Annotated in this window: 19 protein-coding genes; 9 read left to right on the forward strand and 10 right to left on the reverse strand. The window is 71.4% G+C overall.

Annotation, left to right across the window (positions count from 1 at the left end):
- Window positions 1-156: 156 nt before the first annotated feature.
- Window positions 157-867 (reverse strand): M23 family metallopeptidase, encoded by a 711-nt coding sequence (locus C569_RS0104765; protein ID WP_026267704.1) that lies wholly within the window; start codon window positions 865-867, stop codon window positions 157-159.
- A gap of 401 nt (window positions 868-1,268) precedes the next feature.
- Between C569_RS0104765 and C569_RS0104770 the strand changes: the two genes are divergently transcribed.
- The 3 genes from C569_RS0104770 to sucD all read left to right on the forward strand — a co-directional run bounded on the left by C569_RS0104770 (window position 1,269) and on the right by sucD (window position 4,184).
- On the forward strand, window positions 1,269-1,673 hold the full coding sequence (locus C569_RS0104770; protein WP_013288515.1) for a cobalamin B12-binding domain-containing protein: 405 nt from the start codon (window positions 1,269-1,271) through the stop codon (window positions 1,671-1,673).
- 442 nt (window positions 1,674-2,115) lie between these two features.
- A complete protein-coding gene (sucC, locus tag C569_RS0104775; RefSeq protein WP_018784659.1) occupies window positions 2,116-3,294 on the forward strand; it encodes an ADP-forming succinate--CoA ligase subunit beta in 1,179 nt (392 codons plus the stop codon).
- Window positions 3,295-3,296: 2 nt separating this feature from the next.
- Window positions 3,297-4,184 carry a succinate--CoA ligase subunit alpha gene (gene sucD, locus C569_RS0104780; RefSeq protein WP_018784660.1) on the forward strand — a complete coding sequence of 296 codons (888 nt, stop codon included), beginning with the start codon at window positions 3,297-3,299 and terminating at the stop codon, window positions 4,182-4,184.
- A gap of 56 nt (window positions 4,185-4,240) precedes the next feature.
- Here sucD and C569_RS0104785 read toward each other — a convergent pair whose 3' ends face one another.
- Window positions 4,241-4,510 carry a hypothetical protein gene (locus tag C569_RS0104785; RefSeq protein ID WP_018784661.1) on the reverse strand — a complete coding sequence of 90 codons (270 nt, stop codon included), beginning with the start codon at window positions 4,508-4,510 and terminating at the stop codon, window positions 4,241-4,243.
- A gap of 158 nt (window positions 4,511-4,668) precedes the next feature.
- On the opposite strand from C569_RS0104785, the gene C569_RS0104790 reads away from it, so the two are divergent.
- Window positions 4,669-5,976 carry a DUF6350 family protein gene (locus C569_RS0104790; protein WP_018784662.1) on the forward strand — a complete coding sequence of 436 codons (1,308 nt, stop codon included), beginning with the start codon at window positions 4,669-4,671 and terminating at the stop codon, window positions 5,974-5,976.
- Window positions 5,977-6,030: 54 nt separating this feature from the next.
- Here C569_RS0104790 and C569_RS0104795 read toward each other — a convergent pair whose 3' ends face one another.
- Complete coding sequence (locus C569_RS0104795; protein WP_018784663.1) at window positions 6,031-6,591, reverse strand: DUF4190 domain-containing protein; 561 nt, start codon at window positions 6,589-6,591, stop codon at window positions 6,031-6,033.
- A 34-nt stretch (window positions 6,592-6,625) separates the two neighbouring features.
- A complete protein-coding gene (locus C569_RS0104800; protein ID WP_018784664.1) occupies window positions 6,626-6,922 on the reverse strand; it encodes a CD225/dispanin family protein in 297 nt (98 codons plus the stop codon).
- Window positions 6,923-7,100: 178 nt separating this feature from the next.
- Between C569_RS0104800 and purN the strand changes: the two genes are divergently transcribed.
- Entirely contained in the window at window positions 7,101-7,721 is a 621-nt protein-coding gene (purN, locus tag C569_RS0104805; RefSeq protein WP_018784665.1) for a phosphoribosylglycinamide formyltransferase, read from the forward strand.
- Window positions 7,718-9,292, forward strand: coding sequence for a bifunctional phosphoribosylaminoimidazolecarboxamide formyltransferase/IMP cyclohydrolase (purH, locus tag C569_RS0104810; RefSeq protein ID WP_018784666.1), 1,575 nt, complete (start codon window positions 7,718-7,720; stop codon window positions 9,290-9,292). The genes purN and purH overlap by 4 nt, the downstream gene beginning before the upstream one ends.
- Window positions 9,293-9,471: 179 nt before the next feature.
- On the opposite strand, the gene C569_RS0104815 is transcribed toward purH, so the two are convergent.
- From C569_RS0104815 to C569_RS0104835, 5 genes are all read right to left on the reverse strand, one after another.
- Window positions 9,472-10,500, reverse strand: coding sequence for an ABC transporter ATP-binding protein (locus tag C569_RS0104815; RefSeq protein ID WP_018784667.1), 1,029 nt, complete (start codon window positions 10,498-10,500; stop codon window positions 9,472-9,474).
- Entirely contained in the window at window positions 10,484-11,521 is a 1,038-nt protein-coding gene (locus tag C569_RS0104820; RefSeq protein WP_018784668.1) for an ABC transporter ATP-binding protein, read from the reverse strand. Before C569_RS0104820 ends, C569_RS0104815 begins: the two co-directional genes overlap by 17 nt.
- 6 nt (window positions 11,522-11,527) lie before the next feature.
- On the reverse strand, window positions 11,528-12,484 hold the full coding sequence (locus C569_RS0104825) for an ABC transporter permease (protein WP_018784669.1): 957 nt from the start codon (window positions 12,482-12,484) through the stop codon (window positions 11,528-11,530).
- An 18-nt stretch (window positions 12,485-12,502) separates the two neighbouring features.
- Entirely contained in the window at window positions 12,503-13,441 is a 939-nt protein-coding gene (locus C569_RS0104830; RefSeq protein WP_018784670.1) for an ABC transporter permease, read from the reverse strand.
- Between the two features lie 89 nt (window positions 13,442-13,530).
- Entirely contained in the window at window positions 13,531-15,129 is a 1,599-nt protein-coding gene (locus C569_RS0104835) for an ABC transporter substrate-binding protein (RefSeq protein ID WP_018784671.1), read from the reverse strand.
- Window positions 15,130-15,519: 390 nt separating this feature from the next.
- Between C569_RS0104835 and C569_RS0104840 the strand changes: the two genes are divergently transcribed.
- Both C569_RS0104840 and C569_RS0104845 read left to right on the forward strand, forming a co-directional pair.
- Window positions 15,520-16,383 carry a bifunctional methylenetetrahydrofolate dehydrogenase/methenyltetrahydrofolate cyclohydrolase gene (locus C569_RS0104840; RefSeq protein WP_018784672.1) on the forward strand — a complete coding sequence of 288 codons (864 nt, stop codon included), beginning with the start codon at window positions 15,520-15,522 and terminating at the stop codon, window positions 16,381-16,383.
- 98 nt (window positions 16,384-16,481) lie between these two features.
- Window positions 16,482-17,432, forward strand: coding sequence for a malate dehydrogenase (locus C569_RS0104845; protein ID WP_018784673.1), 951 nt, complete (start codon window positions 16,482-16,484; stop codon window positions 17,430-17,432).
- Between the two features lie 100 nt (window positions 17,433-17,532).
- Here C569_RS0104845 and C569_RS34080 read toward each other — a convergent pair whose 3' ends face one another.
- Window positions 17,533-17,733, reverse strand: coding sequence for a hypothetical protein (locus tag C569_RS34080; RefSeq protein WP_018784674.1), 201 nt, complete (start codon window positions 17,731-17,733; stop codon window positions 17,533-17,535).
- Window positions 17,734-18,027: 294 nt separating this feature from the next.
- Between C569_RS34080 and C569_RS0104855 the strand changes: the two genes are divergently transcribed.
- Window positions 18,028-19,245 carry an NADP-dependent isocitrate dehydrogenase gene (locus C569_RS0104855; protein WP_018784675.1) on the forward strand — a complete coding sequence of 406 codons (1,218 nt, stop codon included), beginning with the start codon at window positions 18,028-18,030 and terminating at the stop codon, window positions 19,243-19,245.
- Window positions 19,246-19,257: the final 12 nt, after the last annotated feature.

The raw sequence follows: 19,257 nt of genomic DNA on the forward strand, positions 1-19,257 counted from the left end.
GCGTCCCGTTTGCGACCGGTCGGCCGGTTCGGCCGAAGAGATGATCATTCGTCGATGTGTTCCCGCCCACATCCGCAGGTGTGACGTGGCATACATCGGCGCAGACGAAACCGCCCGGACCGTGCGGTCCGGGCGGTGATGGGGCGGTACGGAGCGTCAGGACGCGGCTACGTCGCTGTAAACTGCCTCGACTTCGAGCTGAATGTCCACTCCGCGATCCCTGAGGAACGCCACCGGGTCCTCCGGCTGACCCTTGACATGGATCTCCAGGTGCAGGTGGGAGCCGTAGGAGTGCCCGGTGTTGCCGACCAGGCCGAGCTGGTCGCCGGCCTTCACCTCCTGGCCCTCCTTGACCGTCACCGCGGAGGAGTGGCCGTAGATGGCCTCGCTGCCGTCGGAGTGCTTGACGATGACGGCGTAGCCGTAGCCGCCGAACCAGCCGGCCTTGGTGACGGTGCCGGCGTGGACCGCCTTGTAGGGCGTGCCCTCCGGGGCGACCAGGTCGATGCCGGTGTGCAGCTTGCCCCAGCGCATGCCGTAGGGGGACTTGAAGTCGTAGCCGTGCAGCGGCAGGAGCCACGGATCCTGCTCGGCGGCCTCGCTGTCGGAGCGGTCGGCGCGGGACGGGCGCTCCGCGCTGTCGGCCCGGGCGGCGGCGTCCTGGCTGGCGACTGAGGCCTGCCGGAGCTCGTCGAGGACCGACGGGTTGACGCTCTTGGCGTCGGGGAGGGCGTTCGCGCCGATGGCGACGATGCCGGCGCCGACGAACGCGGTGGTGACCACCGCGGCGTAGCGGCTCCGCGGGGGGGTGGGTACGCGGCGACGGCCGCGATAGCGATCGGGCTCAGACGACAGGCGCTGACGCACGCACACCCTCCGTTGTCGGGGATCCGATGCGACTCCGGACCGTTCGGTGAAGCTCGTTCGAACCTCCGGTGTCGCGTCGTCACCCGTCCGTGGACCTGATGACAACCGTGGACACGTTAGCCAACCGCCACTCCTGTCACAAGCCGAAGCGCCGAAATGCCGATTCGTTATGTCCGATTCCATCCGACCTTGTCATATCTCGTGCCGCCGGTCGGATGGCCTGTCGACCGCCCGTTCGTCGCGGACAGTGACCGAACGGCGGAGGTGTCCGGCTTTCCGCGTACCCGGGTGGGCGGTAGTGGGTGGCGCATATGTGGGATGATCCGGCCCGGCTTCCCGCCTCCCGCCCGGCCGGGTTACCGTTCGTTAAGGTCAGCAGTGCCGGTGAAAGGTGTGCGCAGATGAGCTCTCGTATCCGGGTCGTCGTCGCGAAGCCCGGCCTGGACGGCCACGACCGGGGCGCGAAGGTGGTCGCCCGCGCCCTGCGTGACGCGGGCATGGAGGTCATCTACACCGGCCTGCACCAGACGCCGGAGCAGATCGTCGAGACCGCGATCCAGGAGGACGCGGACGCGGTCGGCCTCTCGGTGCTCTCCGGCGCGCACATGACGCTGTTCAAGCGCGTCGTCGAACTTCTCACCGAGCGCGACGCCACCGACATCGTGGTGTTCGGCGGCGGCATCATCCCCGAGGCCGACATCCCGGAGCTGGAGCGGCTCGGCGTCGCGAAGATCTTCACCCCGGGCGCCACCACCGGGTCCATCGTCGAGTGGGTGCGGGAGAACGTAGCCCAGCCGGTCGGCTGACCGGCTGGGATCCCGGCCCCCGCGGGCCCGGCCACCGCATTTGCGGCTCCGGGCACGGGGGAGGGGCCGGACGCACCCCTCACACGCCCGGCCCCTCTATGCACGATGCCCCGCCGCCACCCCTCGACCGACAGGGCATCGGCCGCTCCCGTCGTCGCGCTTGACCAGCGCGCCGACATCACACTCAACGACGCCCCCGACGGGCGGTTACGCCCCGGCCCGGACATCCCCCGGACGGCTGACGCCCGGCGCGGCCGGGACCGCCCGGCCGCCCCGGCCTGTGCATTACCGCACACCCCGCACCCGCTCGGTTGCCGCCGGTTCCCATCTCGTTAGGCTGCGGCAAATGGCCTGTCTCTTCTGATGACAGGCGTCAAACTGATTTTCCGAAGCTGGTGGCGGCGCGACGGCGCGCCGCGGAGACGGGACGGGACGCGCAATCGTGGACCTGTACGAGTACCAGGGGCGGGACCTGTTCGAGCGGCACGGCTTGCCCGTGCTCGCCGGCGGCGTCGCCACTACCCCGGAGGAGGCCCGCGCGATCGCCGAACGCCTCGGCGGCCGGGTGGTCGTCAAGGCGCAGGTGAAGGTCGGTGGCCGCGGCAAGGCCGGCGGCGTGAAGCTGGCCGAGGGCGCGGAGGAGACGGTGGCCCGGGCCACCGACATCCTCGGCATGGACATCAAGGGTCACACCGTCCACAAGGTCATGATCACCGTGACCGCGGACGTGGCCGAGGAGTACTACTTCTCGTATCTGCTCGACCGGGCGAACCGCACCTTCCTCTGCATCGCCAGCGTGGCCGGCGGCATGGACATCGAGCAGGTCGCGGCCGAGACCCCGGAGCGGGTCGTGAAGGCGCCGATCGACGCCAACACCGGCGTGGACGAGGCCAAGGCGCGCGAGATCGTCACCGCGGCCGGCTTCCCGGCCGAGATCGCCGACCAGGTGGTCGAGGTGGCGGTCAAGCTGTGGCAGACGTTCGTGGCCGAGGACGCCACGCTCGTCGAGGTGAACCCGCTGGCCACCACCAAGGACGGCAAGCTGCTGCTCCTGGACGCCAAGGTGACCCTGGACGAGAACGCCGGGTTCCGGCACCCGGACCACGAGGCCCTGGTCGACCAGGCGTCGGTGGACCCGCTGGAGCAGGCCGCGAAGGCCAAGGACCTCAACTACGTCAAGCTCGACGGCGAGGTCGGCATCATCGGCAACGGCGCGGGCCTGGTCATGTCCACGCTCGACGTGGTCGCGTACGCGGGCGAGCGGCACGGCGGCGTCAAGCCGGCCAACTTCCTCGACATCGGCGGCGGCGCGAGCGCCGAGGTGATGGCGAACGGGCTGGAGATCGTCCTGTCCGACCCGTCGGTCAAGAGCGTCTTCGTCAACGTCTTCGGCGGCATCACCGCCTGCGACGCGGTCGCCAACGGCATCGTGCAGGCGCTGGCGCTGCTGGAGCAGCGCGGCGAGAAGGCCACCAAGCCGCTCGTCGTCCGCCTCGACGGCAACAACGCCGAGGCCGGTCGGGCGATCCTCGACGGCGCGGCCAACCCGCTGATCCAGCGGGTCGACACCATGGACGGCGCGGCCGAGCGGGCCGCCGAGCTGGCAGCTGCGGGGGTCTGACAATGGCTATCTGGCTGACCAAGGACTCCAAGGTCATCGTGCAGGGGATGACCGGTTCCGAGGGTTCGAAGCACACCCGGCGGATGCTCGCCGCCGGCACCAACGTGGTCGGCGGCGTCAACCCGCGCAAGGCCGGCACCACTGTCGACTTCGACGGCACCGAGCTGCCCGTCTTCGCCTCCGTCGCGGACGCGATGAAGGACACCGGCGCGGACGTCACTGTCATCTTCGTACCGCCGCAGTTCACCAAGGCCGCCGTGGTCGAGGCGATCGACGCCGGCATCGACCTGGCCGTGGTGATCACCGAGGGCGTGCCGGTGCACGACACCGCCGCGTTCTGGGCGTACAACCGGGCCCAGGGCGAGCGCACCCGGATCATCGGCCCGAACTGCCCGGGCATCGCCTCGCCGGGCGCGTCGAACGCCGGCATCATCCCGGCCGACATCACCGGCTCCGGCCGCATCGGCCTGGTCAGCAAGAGCGGCACGCTGACCTACCAGATGATGTACGAGCTGCGCGACATCGGCTTCTCCACCTGCGTCGGCATCGGCGGTGACCCGATCATCGGCACCACCCACATCGACGCCCTGGCCGCCTTCGAGGCGGACCCGGAGACCGACGCGATCGTCATGATCGGTGAGATCGGTGGCGACGCCGAGGAGCGGGCGGCCGAGTTCATCAAGGCCAACGTCACCAAGCCGGTGGTCGGCTACATCGCCGGCTTCACCGCCCCGCCCGGCAAGACCATGGGCCACGCCGGCGCGATCATCTCGGGCTCGGCGGGCACCGCCGACGCCAAGAAGGCGGCGCTGGAGGCGGTGGGCGTCAAGGTCGGCAAGACCCCGACCGAGACCGCCAACCTGATGCGGGAGATCATGTCCGGCCGCTGAGCGGCCGTACGACGCGCCGAGAGGGCCGACCGGGGAACCGGCCGGCCCTCTCGCGTTCAGCGATACCAGTACGGGTAGTACGAGTTGCCCCGCGCGCTCACGATGGCGCTGGCGACGATGTTGATCACACCGAACGCGATGCCCAGCCAGCCGAGCAGTTGCGACCTGCCGTTGCGCCGCGCGTCGCGGATCGACAGCGCGCCGAAGACGATGCCCAGGATGCCGCAGCAGAACAGGCCGAAGACGATGCCGAGGACGCCCCAGAGGGTGGTCCGGTCCCGGCCGACGGCCGGTGGCGGCGGGGGCGGCGGAAACGGAGCGTGCACGGCTTCCTCCGAGCGGTCGGCGCCGCGACGGGAACTGTCGCGTCTGAGGCCGAGGCTAGACCGGAACACCACCACGGGACCGGGGATCGGCGAACTCACCACGCTGCCGACGCGGTATCGGACTGCCGTCCTTCTCGCGGCGTGCCAGAGTAGACACGATGTCACGCGTCACCCCTGACCAGCCCCGCCGTCCGGCCACCGGTCCCCCCGCCGGCGCCCGGCCGGCCGGCCGTGCCCGCCCGGCCGCGCGGGTGCCCGCCCCCCGATCGGGTGAGGAGCGCCGCAGCCGGGCCCCGCTGCCGGTCGCGGCGGGGGTGGCTGCACTCTGGGCGGCGCTGACCTCCTGGCTGCCGGTCTCCGCGGTGCTGGGCCTGGCCCAGCTCAGCGAGGACGCCGGATCGTTCGCCGGCGCGTTGCGCGCCGGCCTGGCCGGCTGGCTGCTCGGGCACGGGGTGCCGTTGCAGACCACCGCCGGGCCGCTCGGCCTGGCGCCGCTCGCGCTCAGTGCGCTCGCCGTCTGGCGGCTCACCCGCGCCGGGGTGCACGTCAGCCGGGCCGTCGGCGCGCGCGGGGCCGGCTCACCCCGCCAGGCGCTCACCGTCGCAGTCGCGGTCGGCATCGGGTACGCGCTGCTCGGCGCGCTCGCCGCGTTCGCTGTCGACGCGGGCGGCCTGCGTGTCTCCCCGGTCACCGCCGCGCTCGTGTTCGCCGCGTTCGGCGTACCGGCCGCCCTGGTCGGCGCCCTGCGCACCACAGGCGTGTGGGCGCTGCTGGCCGCACGCTGCCCGCCGCCGGTGCGCGACGGTCTGCGTACCGGACTGGTCGCGGCGCTGCTGCTGTGCGGCGCGGGCGCCGGCGCGGCCGGGCTGGCGGTGGCCACCGGTGGCGGCGACGCGGCCGACATGATCGGGGCCTACCAGACCGGGGTGGCCGGCCAGGCGGGCATCACCCTGGTCAGCCTCGCCTACGCGCCGAATGCGGCCGCCTGGTCGGCGAGTTACCTGCTCGGCCCCGGGTTCGCGGTCGGCACCGACACCGCCGTCCGCACGAGCGAGGTCTCCGTCGGCGCGCTGCCGGCCGTACCGTTGCTGGCCGGTCTGCCGCGTGGCCCGATGGACGGGCTCGGTGGCGCGCTGCTGGCCGTGCCGGTACTGGCCGCGATGGCGGCCGGCTGGCTCCTGGCCCGGCGGCTGCTGCGTGCCGCGGCGGAGGAACGCGCCGAGGTGGGCTGGCCGGCGCTGCTGGTGCCGGCCGTGCTCGCGGGACCGGTCGCCGGCGCGCTGCTGGGGCTGTTCGCGGCGGCCTCCGGCGGGTCGCTCGGCGGTGGCCGGCTGGCCGAGATCGGCCCGTCGCCGTGGGCGGTGGCCGCGGTGGCCACGCTGGTGATCGGCGTGGGGACGGTGCTGGGTGCCGCCGCCACCCGGACGTTGACCCGCCCGGCGCGCCGCACGCCCCCGCCCCGCTGACCGGGACGCGCGAGGGCGCCCGGCGGTCGCCGGACGCCCCTCGTCGTACGACGGTCAGGAACCGAAGTTGTTCATGTTGATCGCGGCGCCGGCGATGGCGCTGATGATGCCGACGACCACACCGACGGCACCGCAGATCAGGGCGGCCCTCGCCTGGCCGGCGTTGCTGGCCTCACCGGACTGGACCTTCTTCTGACCCAGCACGCCGAGGATCACGGCCGCGATACCGGCCGGGACACCCAGCAGCGGGCAGCACAGGCCGAGCACGATCGACGTGATGCCGACGATCATGCCGATCAGGCCCATCGTGTTGTTCTGCCCCTGCCCCGGCCCCGGGCCGCCCGGGTAGCCGGCGGCCGGGTACTGCGGGGCGGCGCCGTACGGCTGCTGCTGCGCGTACGGGTCCTGACCGTAGGCGGGCTGACCCGAGGTGGGCTGGCCGTACGGCTGGCCCGAGGTCGGCTGCTGTCCGTACTGCGGCTGCTGTCCGTACTGCGGCTGCTGTCCGTACTGCGGGGCCTGCGGCGGCTGCGCGTACGGGTCGTTCGGCTGGGCGGTCGGGTCCTGGTTCGGCTGCTGGCCGTACGGGTCCTGTCCGGGGTAACCGGGCTGCATGTCAGGTGCTCCTCAGGTCGGTTCTGTTCGTCAGTCAGTTCGTGCCGCTGTCGCCGGCGAGACCAGCCAGGCCGCCGAGGAGGCAACATCCCACCACGATGACGGCGATCCAGACCAGGCCGACGATGAGGGCCCACTTGGACCACTTCTTCGACTCGGCGGCGGCGGCCTGCGCGCCGGCGTAGTCACCCTGCTGGATCAGCGGGTTGACCTTCGACGCGTTGATGATGGCCGGGATCGCGAGCGGCCAGAACAGGAAGATCGCGACGATGGACATCGTCATGTTGTTGTCGATCTGCGGTGGCTGCTGCGGGGGGTATCCGGGCTGCATGGCGGTACTCCTCGGTCCGACGGCACGCGGCGTGCCGGTTTCATCGTGGGGTGCGGGCCAGGCGCGAGGCCGGACACCGGGCGACCGGCAGCGTACCGCGACCACGCCATCCGAGAGGTCACCTGACGAGCCGCCGCCCCGCGGCCGGACGGCCTGACCTGCCCGATAGGGTTGCCCGGTGACCGAGCCCGCGTCCGTCGCCCGCCTCGTCGTCCTCGTCTCCGGTTCCGGCAGCAACCTCCAGGCGCTGCTGGAGGCCGCCGCCGACCCCGGGTACGGCGCCCGCGTGGTCGCCGTCGGCGCCGACCGGGACGGGATCGCCGGCCTGGACCGGGCCGCCGCCGCGGGTGTGCCGTCCTTCGTCGAGCGCGTCAAGGACCACCCCACTCGCGCCGACTGGGACAAGGCGCTCACCGATCGGGTCGCCGAGCACCGGCCCGACCTGGTCATCAGCGCCGGGTTCCTCAAGCTGGTCGGGCCGGAGTTCCTGGCCGCGTTCGGCGACCGCTACCTCAACACGCACAACACGCTCCTGCCGGCGTTCCCCGGCATCCACGGCCCCCGCGACGCGCTGGCGTACGGCGTCAAGCTCACCGGGGCCACCCTGTTCTTCGTCGACGCCGGCATGGACACCGGCCCGATCGTGGCCCAGGTCGCGGTGCCGGTGCGCGACGACGACGACGAGGACACGCTCACCGAGCGCATCAAGTCCGCCGAGCGGCGCCAGCTCGTCGAGCAGGTCGGCCGCCTGGTCCGTGAAGGTTGGACGATCACCGGCAGAAAGGTCACCATCCCGTGAACGCCACTGAGGACACCGGCCGCCGCCCGATCCGGCGCGCGCTGGTCAGCGTCTACGACAAGGCCGGCCTGGTCGAGCTGGCCCGTGCCCTGCACGAGGCCGGCGTGGAGATCGTGTCGACCGGGAGCACCGCGTCGACGATCTCCGGCGCCGGGGTGCCGGTGACGCCGGTCGAGCAGGTCACCGGCTTCCCGGAGATCCTCGACGGCCGGGTCAAGACGCTGCACCCGAAGATCCACGGCGGCCTCCTCGCCGACCTGCGCAAGGACGAGCACGCCGGGCAGCTCGACGAGCACGGCATCGCCGGCATCGACCTGCTGGTCTCCAACCTCTACCCGTTCCAGGCCACAGTCGCCTCCGGCGCCGGCACCGACGAGTGCGTGGAGCAGATCGACATCGGCGGTCCGGCGATGGTGCGGGCCGCGGCGAAGAACCACGCCTCGGTGGCGGTGGTGACCGACCCGGCCGCGTACCCGGCGGTGGTGGCCGCGCTCGCCGAGGGCGGCTTCACAGCCGCCCGGCGCCGGGCGTTCGCCGCCCGCGCGTTCGCCGACATCGCCGACTACGACGTCGCGGTGGCCGACTGGTTCGCCACCACCGTCTCGCCGGCGCAGGACGGCTGGCCGGAGTTCGCCGGGCTGGCGCTGCGCCGCCAGGCGGTGCTGCGGTACGGCGAGAACCCGCACCAGGCGGCGGCGCTCTACACCGACCCGGGCGCGCCGGCCGGGCTGGCCCAGGCCGAGCAGTTGCACGGCAAGGAGATGTCCTACAACAACTACGTCGACGCGGACGCCGCCTGGCGGGCCGCGAACGACTTCCCGGACCAGCCGGCGGTGGCGATCATCAAGCACGCCAACCCGTGCGGCATCGCGGTGGGCGCGGACGTGGCCGAGGCGCACCGCAAGGCGCACGCCTGCGACCCGGTCTCCGCGTTCGGCGGCGTGATCGCGGTGAACCGTCCGGTCGACGCGGCGATGGCCGGGCAGGTCGCGGAGATCTTCACCGAGGTGCTGGTGGCGCCCGGCTTCGACGAGGACGCGCTGGAACTGCTGCGCGCCAGGAAGAACCTCCGGCTGCTGCGGGCACCCGTGTCCGCCGTCCGTCCGGCCGAGTGGCGGCAGGTCAGCGGCGGCGTGCTGGTGCAGACGCGGGACGCCGTCGACGCGCCCGGCGACGACCCGTCGGGCTGGACGCTCGCCACCGGCGACCCGGCCGACGCAGCGACCCTGCGGGACCTGGCGTTCGCCTGGCGGGCGGTGCGCGCGGTCAAGAGCAACGCGATCCTGCTGGCCCGTGACGGCGCCACCGTCGGCGTCGGCATGGGCCAGGTCAACCGGGTGGACTCGGCGCGGCTGGCGGTCAGCCGGGCCGGTGACGAGCGGGCCCGCGGCTCGGTCTGCGCCTCGGACGCGTTCTTCCCGTTCGCCGACGGTCCGCAGATCCTCATCGACGCCGGGGTGCGGGCGATCGTCCAGCCGGGCGGCTCGATCCGGGACGAGGAGACCATCGCGGCCTGCAAGGCGGCCGGCGTCACCATGTACCTCACCGGCACCCGGCACTTCTTCCACTGACGGGTCCGGCCGGCCGTCCGGGTGTGTCGGCAGTCCCTACGGCGGACGCACCCGGAGGTCGTGCCGCTGCCGCGCGGCCGGCTCGCCGCACGCGCGCCGCACGCCGCCGGGCCCCCGTCCGCGCGTGCCCGTATCGGAGGCCCCGCCCCCTCTTCCTCCGGGGGACGGGGCCTTCGTCGTCACGCCTCGGTGCGCACCTCGGCGAAGTGGCAGGCGCTGGGGTGCGGGTCCGCCGCGCGGGGTACCGCCTGCGGATCCTGCGTCGCACAGACCTCCTCGGCCTTCCAGCAGCGGGTCCGGAAATGGCAGCCGGACGGCGGTTCGGCCGGGCTGGGCACGTCGCCGGTGAGCCGGATGATGGTCCGCCGGTCGCGGGCCTCCGGGTCGGGCACCGGCACCGCCGACAGCAGCGCCTGGGTGTACGGGTGGGTGGCGCGCTGGTAGATCTGCTCCTCGGTGCCGATCTCCACGATCCGGCCCAGGTACATCACCGCCACCCGGTCGGAGATGTGCCGCACCACCGACAGGTCGTGGGCGATGAAGATGTACGACAGCCCCAGCTCGTCCTGAAGCTCCCGGAGCAGGTTGATCACCTGGGCCTGGATCGAGACGTCGAGGGCCGACACCGGCTCGTCGCAGACGATGATCTCCGGCCGTAGCGCGAGCGCCCGGGCGATGCCGATGCGCTGCCGTTGACCGCCGGAGAACTGGTGCGGGTAGCGGTTGACGTGCTCCGGGTTGAGCCCGACCACGTCGAGCAGCTCCTGCACCCGCTGCCGCCGGCTGCGCTTCGGTGCCGCCTCCGGGTGGATCTCGAACGGCTCGCCGATGATGTCGCCGACTGTCATGCGCGGGTTCAGCGAGGTGTAGGGGTCCTGCATCACCATCTGCATGTTCCGGCGCAGCCGGCGCAGGTCCGCCCCGGTCGCCCGGAGCAGGTCGCGCCCCTCCAGCGTGACCCGCCCGGAGGTGGGCGTCTCCAGGCGCATCAGCAGCCGGGCCAGCGTGGACTTGCCGCAGCCGGACTCGCCCACCACGCCGAGCGTCTCGCCGCGCCGCAGCTCGAACGAGACGCCGTCGACCGCCTTGACCTGGCCGATGGTCTTCTTGAACAGCACGCCCTGGCTGATCGGGAAGTGTTTGACCAGCTGGTCGACGGCGAGGATCGTCTCGCCGCGTACCTTGGCGGGTTCAGTCGTCGCGGTCATCGTGCACCTCCTGGGCGAAGTGGCACGCGCTGGTCCGCCCGTCGCCGAGCACCAGGTCGTGCGGCACCTCGTCCACGCAGACCTGCTGGACGTACGGGCACCGGGGGTGGAACGGGCAGCCGGACGGGATCGCCATCAGGTTCGGCGGCAGCCCGCGGATGCTGGACAGCGCCTGGCCGCGCACGTCCAGTCGCGGGATCGACTCCAGCAACCCCTTCGTGTACGGGTGGGCCGGCGCCCGGTACAGCGCGTGCACGTCGGCGTGCTCGACGATGCGGCCCGCGTACATGACCGCGATCCGGTCCGCCACACCGGCTACCACGCCCAGGTCGTGGGTGATCAGGACGAGCGCCATGCCGAGGTCCCGGCGCAGGTCGGCCAGGAGGTCCATGATCTGCGCCTGCACCGTGACGTCCAGCGCGGTGGTGGGCTCGTCGGCGATCAGCACCTTCGGGTCCAGCGCCAGCGCCATCGCGATCATGACGCGTTGCCGCATGCCGCCGGAGAACTGGTGCGGGTAGTCGCCGATCCGCTTCGCCGCGGCCGGGATCCGGACCAGGTCCATCAGCTCGACGGTGCGCCTGCGCGCGTCGGCCCGCGACATCCCGGCCCGCTCGCGCAACGACTCGCCGATCTGCCAGCCGACCGGGAAGACCGGATTCAACGCCGACAGCGCGTCCTGGAAGATCATCGCGATCTCGGCGCCGCGGATCTGCCGGCGTTCCTCCTCCGGCCGGGTGAGCAGGTCCCGCCCCTGGTAGAGGATCTGCCCGGCGCGCACGTACGCGGGCGGGCTGTCCAGGATGCCCATGATCGCCTGGGCGGTGACGGACTTGCCCGAGCCGGACTCGCCCAGCACCGCGAGCGTCTCACCGGCGTCCAGGTGGTACGTCACCCCGTTGATCACCCGGGCCACACCCTCCCGGGTGCGGAACTCGACGTGCAGGTCCCGTACCTCCAGCAGGTGGCCGCCGGGCGGGGTGGGCGAGGCCGGCGTGGGCCGGACCGCGTTCTGCGTCATGAGGAGTCACCGGAGCTTCGGGTCGAAGGCGTCGCGGATCGCGTCGCCGAGCATGATGAAGGCGAGCACGGTCAGGGCGAGGAACGTCGACGGCACGATCAGCGGCGTCGCCGACTCCCGCATGTGCACCCGGCCGGCGTCGATGTCGATGCCCCAGGAGATGGTCGGCGCCTTCAGCCCGATGCCGAGGAAGCTCAGTGTCGCCTCGGCCGCGATGAACGACCCGAGCGCGATGGTGAGCACCACGACGGCCGGGGCGAGCGCGTTCGGCAGGATGTGCCGCCACATGATCCGGCCGTTGCCGGCCCCGAGCATCCGGGCCGCCGCCACGTAGTCCTGCTCCCGGGCGGTGATCACCGAGGAGCGGACCACCCGGGCCGCAGTGGTCCAGCCGAGCAGCGCCAGGACGAGGATCACCGCGAACAGGCGTACCGTGTCGCCGCTCGTGCTCACGCGCTTGAGCAGCACGATCGCGGCCAGCAGCAGCGGGATGCCGAGCACGATGTCGATCACCCGGGACAGCACCGCGTCGACCCATCCGCCGAAGTAGCCGGCGAGCATGCCGACGACGAGGGCGATCACGCCGGTGATCAGCGCGGAGAGCGCGCCGACGAGCAGTGAGGCACGGGCGCCGTAGACCGCGCGGGCGAACGTGTCGCAGCCCTGGAAGTCGTACCCGAAGATGGCCCCGCCGGACGGCCCGGCGTGCTGCCGCGACAGCACGCAGTCGCGCGGGTCGTTGGCGGCGAACAGCCCGGGTGCCACCGCCATCGCGGCGACCAGCACCACCAGGAGCAGGCTCATCCAGAAGACCGGGTTGCGGCGCAGGTCCCGCCAGGCGTCACCGGCCAGGCTGCGGGCACGGTCCGGCCGGCCGGCCCGGCCGGGCGTGCCCGGCTCGCCTGACACGCCGCGCCGCGCGGCCTGGTTCTCGGTCGCCGCCACCGTCTCGAAGTCGCTCACGGCCGCACCTCGCTGCGCTCACTCATAGCGGATCCTCGGGTCGAGCACGGCGTAGAGCACGTCCACCACCAGGTTGGACAGCAGGTAGACCACGACGAGCACGCTGACGATGCCGACCACCAGCGGGCCGTCCTCGGTGCGGATGCCGCGGAACAGGTTGAAGCCGACGCCCGGGACGTTGAACACGCCCTCGGTGATGATCGCGCCGCCCATCAGGTTGCCCAGCTCGACGCCGAGGAAGGTGACCACCGGGATGAGCGAGTTGCGCAGCACGTGCACGCCGACTATCCGGCGTCGCCGCAGGCCCTTGGACCGGGCGGTCCGGACGTAGTCGGCGCGCAGGTTCTCGGTCACCGAGGTACGCGTCAGCCGCAGCGCGGTGGCCAGTGACAGCGAGCCGAGCACGATGCCGGGCAGCAGCAGCGCGTAGAAGGAGGGCTGGGCTCCGGCGGTGGGCGGGAAGACCGGCCATCGGACGCCGAGGAAGTACTGGGCCAGCGGGGCCAGCACGATCGTCGGGATGCCGAGCACCAGCAGCGTGAGCACGAGCGTGGCGTGGTCGAACACGCCGGAGCGGCGGATCGCCGCGATCACGCCCGCGGTGACCCCGAAGATCACCGTCACGGCCATCGCGATCACCGCGAGCTTCACCGTGACCGGCCAGGCGGCGGCGAGGATGTCGCTGATCTGCCGCCCGGTCAGCGACTCCCCGAGGTCGCCCTGGACCAGGCCGCCCAGATAGTCGAGGTAGCGGTAGAAGAAGCCGCCGACGCCCGTCGCGTCCAGGTGGTACTTCTCGGTCAGGTAGGCGCGCTGCGCGGCGGTCACCGGCCGCTCCCCGGCGAGGGCCTGGATCGGGTCGCCCTGCCCGGCGAACATCAGCGCGTAGACGATCAGCGTGGTCCCGAAAAAGGCGAGGACCATCTGGAGCAGTCGCCGCAGGATGAAGCGGAGCATGCTGGCAAGTCTGCCGAAAACGGGTGAAATGCGTGCCAATGCGAGGGCCGGGCCACCCGGTGGGGGTGGCCCGGCCCGTCAGCGGGGTGTCAGGCGCGTTCGATCTTCAGCAGGTCCACCCGGTCGAAGAGGTCCACGTGGACGTTCTTGACCTTGGTCGAGTGGCCGAAGTTGTTCTGCCCGTACCGCAGCGGGATCACCGGCAAGTCCTGCGCGAGCAGGTCCTCCGCCGCCTGGTACTTCTTGATCGCCTCGTCCTCGGTCGTCGCGCGGGCGCCCTCGGCGAGCAGCTTGTCGAACTCCGGGTTGCTGTAGCCGTAGTAGTTCGACGAGCCGGTGGTGCTGTACAGCGGGCCGAGGTAGTTCTCCATGGACGGGTAGTCCATGACCCAGCCCATCCGGAACAGGCCGACCGACTGCTTCTGCTTGAGCTTGGTCAGCAGGTCCGCGAACTTCGGCTCGGCGGTGCCCACGCACTCCACGCCCAGGTTGGCCTTGAGCTGGTTGCAGGTGGCGTCGATCCAGTCCTTGTGGCCGCCGTCGCCGTTGTAGGACAGCTCGATCTTCTTCGGGCCGCCCGCGGCCTCGTACTCGGCCTTGGCCTTGACCGGGTCGAACGCGCCCGCGGTGCCGATGGTGTTCTCCCGGTAACCGGCGACCACCGGCGAGACGAACGAGCGGGCCGGCTGCTGCGAGTCCTTGAAGATCGACTTGGTGATCTCGTCCCGGTCGATCGCCATCGAGATCGCCTTGCGCACCTCGGGCTTGCTGAACTCCTCCTGGAACGTCGGGAAGGCCAGCACCTGCAGCGACGAGGCGGGGCTCTGCTGGAAGCGGTCGCCCAGGTCGGTCACGGCGGTCGACAGGTTCTCGGTCGGGATCGTCTTGATCACGTCGAGGTTGTCCGACAGCACGTCCGCGTACGCGGCGGTCGGCTGCTGGTAGATGCGGAACTCGACGCCGCCGACCTTGGGCTGCTGGCCCGGGAACGCGTCGTAGCGCTCCACCTCGACCTTGGCGTCGTGCTGCCAGCTCCCCTTCATCTTGAACGGGCCCTGACCGATCGGCGCCTGCTCGTAGCTCTCGGCGAGCACGCCCGGCGCGGAGAAGGCCGCCTCGGGCAGCGGGTAGAAGGCGGTGTAGCCGAGCATGGACTTGAAGTCCACGTACGGCTCGCTGAGCGTCACCGTGAAGGTCAGGTCGTCGACCTTCTTCAGGCCGCTGAGCGTCGTCGCCTTCGGGTTCTCGCCCTGGAGGTCGTCGTAGCCGGCCACCTTCTCGAAGAAGTAGCTGGAGTTCTGGCCGTTCGGGGCGTACGCGCCGTAGTTCCAGGCGTCGATGTAGTTGTCGGCGGTGACCTTCTCGCCGTTGTGGAACGTGTAGCCGGGCTTCAGCTTGATCGTCCAGACCTTGTTGTCCGACGTCGTCACCGAGTCCGCCGCCACCTCGTGCGGCTTGTTCGCCTCGTCGTAGTCGACGAGCGGGCTGAACAGGGCCGACAGGACCTGGGAGCCGCTCGTCTCGTTGGTGTTTGTGGGCACCAGGTGCTGCGGCTCGGCGATCTCGATCCGCACGGCCGCGTCGGATTCGTCGGCGCCGCCGCCACCACCGCCCGAGCCGCAGGCCGTCAGGCCCAGCGTCACCGCGAGCGGGAGCGCGGCCCAGGCCGCGAGCCTACGAACACGCATGGAGTCTCCTCATCTCCTCACGCTGCGCGGTCGTCCCGACGCTGGGTGACTCTGCGCAACGAGCGGTAACGGTAGGTCGCGATTCGGGTCGGCGACAACTGGTGCGTGGTCAACTGATGACGGATTGTGTTCGGCGCGTCTTGCCGCTGCCGCTCGCGCGTGCTAGAACCCACCGCTTCCTGCTCTTTTCTTCGCCACCGCTGGTGGGGTCAGGGCGTTGGTGGAGGCGTCCGGGGTGTCTGGCCCGGGTGTCCGGTCCCTACCCGTCCGGGCGTGACCGGCCGGGTGCGTCCCAGTGTTGGTCACTCACCGTGACTTAGGGCACGTTGCGCAGCGTGATCGTCGGCCGTCGTCGTCCGGGCCCGCCCGCGGGCGTGAGACGATCACGACGTGACGGCGACGATCCTGGACGGCAAGGCCACCGCGGCGGAGATCAAGGACGAGCTACGGGCCCGGGTGAAGGCACTCGCGGAACGCGGCATCAACCCCGGCCTCGGCACGGTGCTGGTCGGCGAGGACCCCGGCTCCCAGGCGTACGTCAACGGCAAGCACCGCGACTGCGCCGAGGTCGGCATCGCCTCGCTGCGCGTCACGTTGCCGGCCGACGCCACCCAGGAGCAGCTCGACGCGGCGCTCGCCGAGCTGAACGCCGACCCGGCCTGCCACGGCTACATCGTCCAGCTCCCGCTCCCCGGTCACCTCGACACGCAGCGCGCGCTGGAGTCGATCGACCCGGACAAGGACGCCGACGGGCTGCACCCGGTCAACCTGGGCCGGCTCGTCCTCGGGTACGACGGGCCGCTGCCCTGCACCCCGCGCGGCGTCGTGGAACTGCTGCGCCGGCACGACGTGCCGCTGCGCGGCGCGAACGTGGCTGTGGTCGGCCGGGGCAACACGGTCGGCCGCCCGCTGGGTCTGTTGCTGACCCGGCGCAGCGAGAACGCCACCGTGACGCTCTGCCACACCGGCACGCTCGACCTGGCCGCGCACACCCGCGCCGCGGACGTCGTCATCGTCGCCGCCGGGGTGCCCGGCCTGCTCACCGCCGACATGATCAGCCCCGGTGCGACGGTGGTGGACGTCGGTATCACCCGGGTGATCGGCGAGGACGGCAAGGGCCGCTACACCGGTGACGTGGACCCGGAGGTGGCCGAGGCCGCCGGAAAGCTGGTGCCGATGCCCGGCGGCGTCGGCCCGATGACCCGGGCGATGCTGCTGACGAACGTGGTCGAACGGGCCGAGCGGACCGCCTGACACCCAGGCAGGTCATAACCGTCCGCCCCTGACCCGATCGGTGCCAGGATGGCTGATACGGTCCGGAAAACCGACTGGTATCAGGGAGTTGGACGACCATGGGTAAGAAGGTCACTGTCGTCGGCGCCGGTTTCTACGGCTCCACCACCGCACAGCGCCTGGCCGAGTACGACGTCTTCGACACCGTCGTCATCACCGACATCGTGGAGGGTAAGCCGGCAGGTCTCGCGCTCGACCTCAACCAGTCCCGCGCGGTCGAGGGCTTCGAGACCACTGTCGTCGGCGTCACCACCGGCCCGAACGGCGAGGGCTACGACGCCATCGAGGGCTCGGACGTCGTCGTCATCACCGCCGGTCTGCCGCGCAAGCCGGGCATGAGCCGGATGGACCTGCTGGAGACCAACGCCAAGATCGTCCGGCAGGTCTCCGAGAACGTCGCCAAGTACGCCCCGAACGCCGTCGTCATCGTGGTGTCGAACCCGCTCGACGAGATGACCGCGCTGGCCCAGCTCGCCACCCAGTTCCCGAAGAACCGGGTGCTCGGCCAGGCGGGCATGCTGGACACCGCCCGGTTCACCAACTTCGTCGCCGAGGCGCTGAGCGTGCCGGTGAAGTCGGTACGGACCCTGACGCTCGGCTCGCACGGCGACACCATGGTCCCGGTGCCGTCCAAGAGCACCGTGAACGGCAAGCCGCTGCGTGACGTCATGCCGGCCGAGCAGATCGAGGAGCTGGTCGTCAAGACCCGCAACGGTGGCGCCGAGGTCGTCGCGCTGCTCAAGACCGGTTCCGCGTACTACGCCCCGTCCGCCGCCGCGGCCCGGATGGCGAAGGCCGTGGCCGAGGACTCCGGCGCGGTCATGCCGGTCTGCGCCTGGGTCGACGGCGAGTACGGCATCTCCGGCGTCTACCTGGGCGTCGAGGCCGAGATCGGCGCCGAGGGCGTGAAGCGGGTCGTCGAGACCGACCTGGACGCCGACGAGCTGGCCGCGCTGAAGGGGGCCGCCGAGGCCGTCCGCGCCAAGCAGGGCGACGTCGCCAGCATGTGACACCCGACCGCTGCGTGGCGCAGGCCCGCCGGCGGAGCCGGCGGGCCTGCGCCGTCCGCACCCACCACCCACCCCGTCGATCATGAAGTTGACGGCTGAGTCAATCTCCGTTCCCGCCAACCTCATGATCGACGCGGCGGCCGGTGGAGGGTGGGGGGACGAGCACCGACTGGTGGCCGGGCGTGTGCAGCAGCCGTACCCCCGGGGCAAGGGACGTCTCGCCCTCGACCACCCGCAGCCGGCCGGCGGCGCGCAACGGCGTCAGCAGCCGGGCCGGCAGCGCCGGGTGGAACAGCTCCACGGCCGTCGTCGGTGACGGACCCCGGGTCGAGCCGGTCGGCGGCCTGCCAGTGCGCCTGCGTGGCATCGGGAAACGCCTCGCCGCGAGGCTGGAAGAAGGGCCCCTCGCCGTCGGAGAGTGCAATGACCGTGATAGACCCGATGGTGCGGCTGCGCGGCGTCGGCCGACGATGCCAGCGGGTCGCGGCGCAGCCCGCTTTTCCGTCGGTCCACCCGGGCCGCCTGGGGACTGCCGGCCAGTTTCCAGTACGCTCGTACTGCTTGAGCACGTGTCCCCCGAGAGGAGCGCCGGCCGATGGCGAAGATCAAGGTAAACAACCCGGTCGTGGAGATCGACGGCGACGAGATGACCCGGATCATCTGGAAGCAGATCCGGGAGCAGCTGATCCTGCCCTACCTCGACGTCGACCTGCACTACTACGACCTGTCGATCCAGCACCGTGACGCCACCGACGACCAGGTCACCGTCGACGCCGCCAACGCCATCAAGGAGCACGGCGTCGGCGTCAAGTGCGCCACCATCACCCCGGACGAGGCCCGGGTGGAGGAGTTCGGCCTGAAGAAGATGTGGCGGTCGCCGAACGGCACCATCCGCAACATCCTCGGCGGTGTGGTCTTCCGCGAGCCGATCATCATGTCGAACGTGCCGCGGCTCGTCCCGGGCTGGACCAAGCCGATCATCATCGGCCGGCACGCGCACGGCGACCAGTACAAGGCCACCGACTTCGTCGTCCCCGGCCCGGGCACGGTGACCATCACCTACACCCCGGCCGACGGCGGCACCCCGATGGAGATGGAGGTCGCCAACTTTCCCGGCGGCGGCATCGCCATGGGCATGTACAACTACGACGAGTCGATCCGGGACTTCGCCCGCGCCTCGTTCCGGTACGGCCTGGACCGCGGCTACCCGGTCTACATGTCGACCAAGAACACCATCCTCAAGGCGTACGACGGCCGGTTCAAGGACATCTTCGCCGAGGTGTTCGAGAACGAGTTCAAGGCCGAGTTCGACGCCGCCGGCCTGACCTACGAGCACCGGCTGATCGACGACATGGTCGCCGCCGCGCTCAAGTGGGAGGGCGGGTACGTCTGGGCGTGCAAGAACTACGACGGCGACGTGCAGTCCGACACCGTCGCGCAGGGCTTCGGCTCGCTCGGCCTGATGACCTCGGTGCTGCTCTCCCCGGACGGCCGCACCGTCGAGGCCGAGGCCGCGCACGGCACCGTCACCCGGCACTACCGGCAGTACCAGAAGGGCGAGAAGACCTCGACCAACCCGATCGCCTCGATCTACGCCTGGACCCGGGGCCTGGCCCACCGGGGCAAGCTGGACGGCACCCCGGCGGTCACCGAGTTCGCCGACACGCTGGAGAAGGTCATCGTGGAGACCGTCGAGGGCGGCCAGATGACCAAGGACCTCGCGCTGCTCATCTCGCGGGACGCCCCGTGGCTGACCACCGACGAGTTCATGAACGCGCTCGACGAGAACCTGGCGCGCAAGCTCGCCGCCTGACGCGCAAGGAAG

Source organism: Micromonospora sp. CNB394 (assembly GCF_000374985.1).
Classification (GTDB): Bacteria; Actinomycetota; Actinomycetes; order Mycobacteriales; family Micromonosporaceae; genus Micromonospora; species Micromonospora marina.

Excerpts from the sequence above, each read along its gene's own strand:
- C569_RS0104770 (WP_013288515.1), top strand. The coding sequence starts at position 1,269 with ATGAGCTCTCGTATCCGGGTCGTCGTCGCGAAGCCCGGCCTGGACGGC.
- sucD (WP_018784660.1), top strand. The coding sequence starts at position 3,297 with ATGGCTATCTGGCTGACCAAGGACTCCAAGGTCATCGTGCAGGGGATG.
- C569_RS0104790 (WP_018784662.1), top strand. The coding sequence starts at position 4,669 with ATGTCACGCGTCACCCCTGACCAGCCCCGCCGTCCGGCCACCGGTCCC.
- C569_RS0104795 (WP_018784663.1), bottom strand. The coding sequence starts at position 6,591 with ATGCAGCCCGGTTACCCCGGACAGGACCCGTACGGCCAGCAGCCGAAC.
- C569_RS0104800 (WP_018784664.1), bottom strand. The coding sequence starts at position 6,922 with ATGCAGCCCGGATACCCCCCGCAGCAGCCACCGCAGATCGACAACAAC.
- C569_RS0104815 (WP_018784667.1), bottom strand. The coding sequence starts at position 10,500 with ATGACCGCGACGACTGAACCCGCCAAGGTACGCGGCGAGACGATCCTC.
- C569_RS0104820 (WP_018784668.1), bottom strand. The coding sequence starts at position 11,521 with ATGACGCAGAACGCGGTCCGGCCCACGCCGGCCTCGCCCACCCCGCCC.
- C569_RS0104830 (WP_018784670.1), bottom strand. The coding sequence starts at position 13,441 with ATGCTCCGCTTCATCCTGCGGCGACTGCTCCAGATGGTCCTCGCCTTT.
- C569_RS0104835 (WP_018784671.1), bottom strand. The coding sequence starts at position 15,129 with ATGCGTGTTCGTAGGCTCGCGGCCTGGGCCGCGCTCCCGCTCGCGGTG.
- C569_RS0104845 (WP_018784673.1), top strand. The coding sequence starts at position 16,482 with ATGGGTAAGAAGGTCACTGTCGTCGGCGCCGGTTTCTACGGCTCCACC.
- C569_RS0104855 (WP_018784675.1), top strand. The coding sequence starts at position 18,028 with ATGGCGAAGATCAAGGTAAACAACCCGGTCGTGGAGATCGACGGCGAC.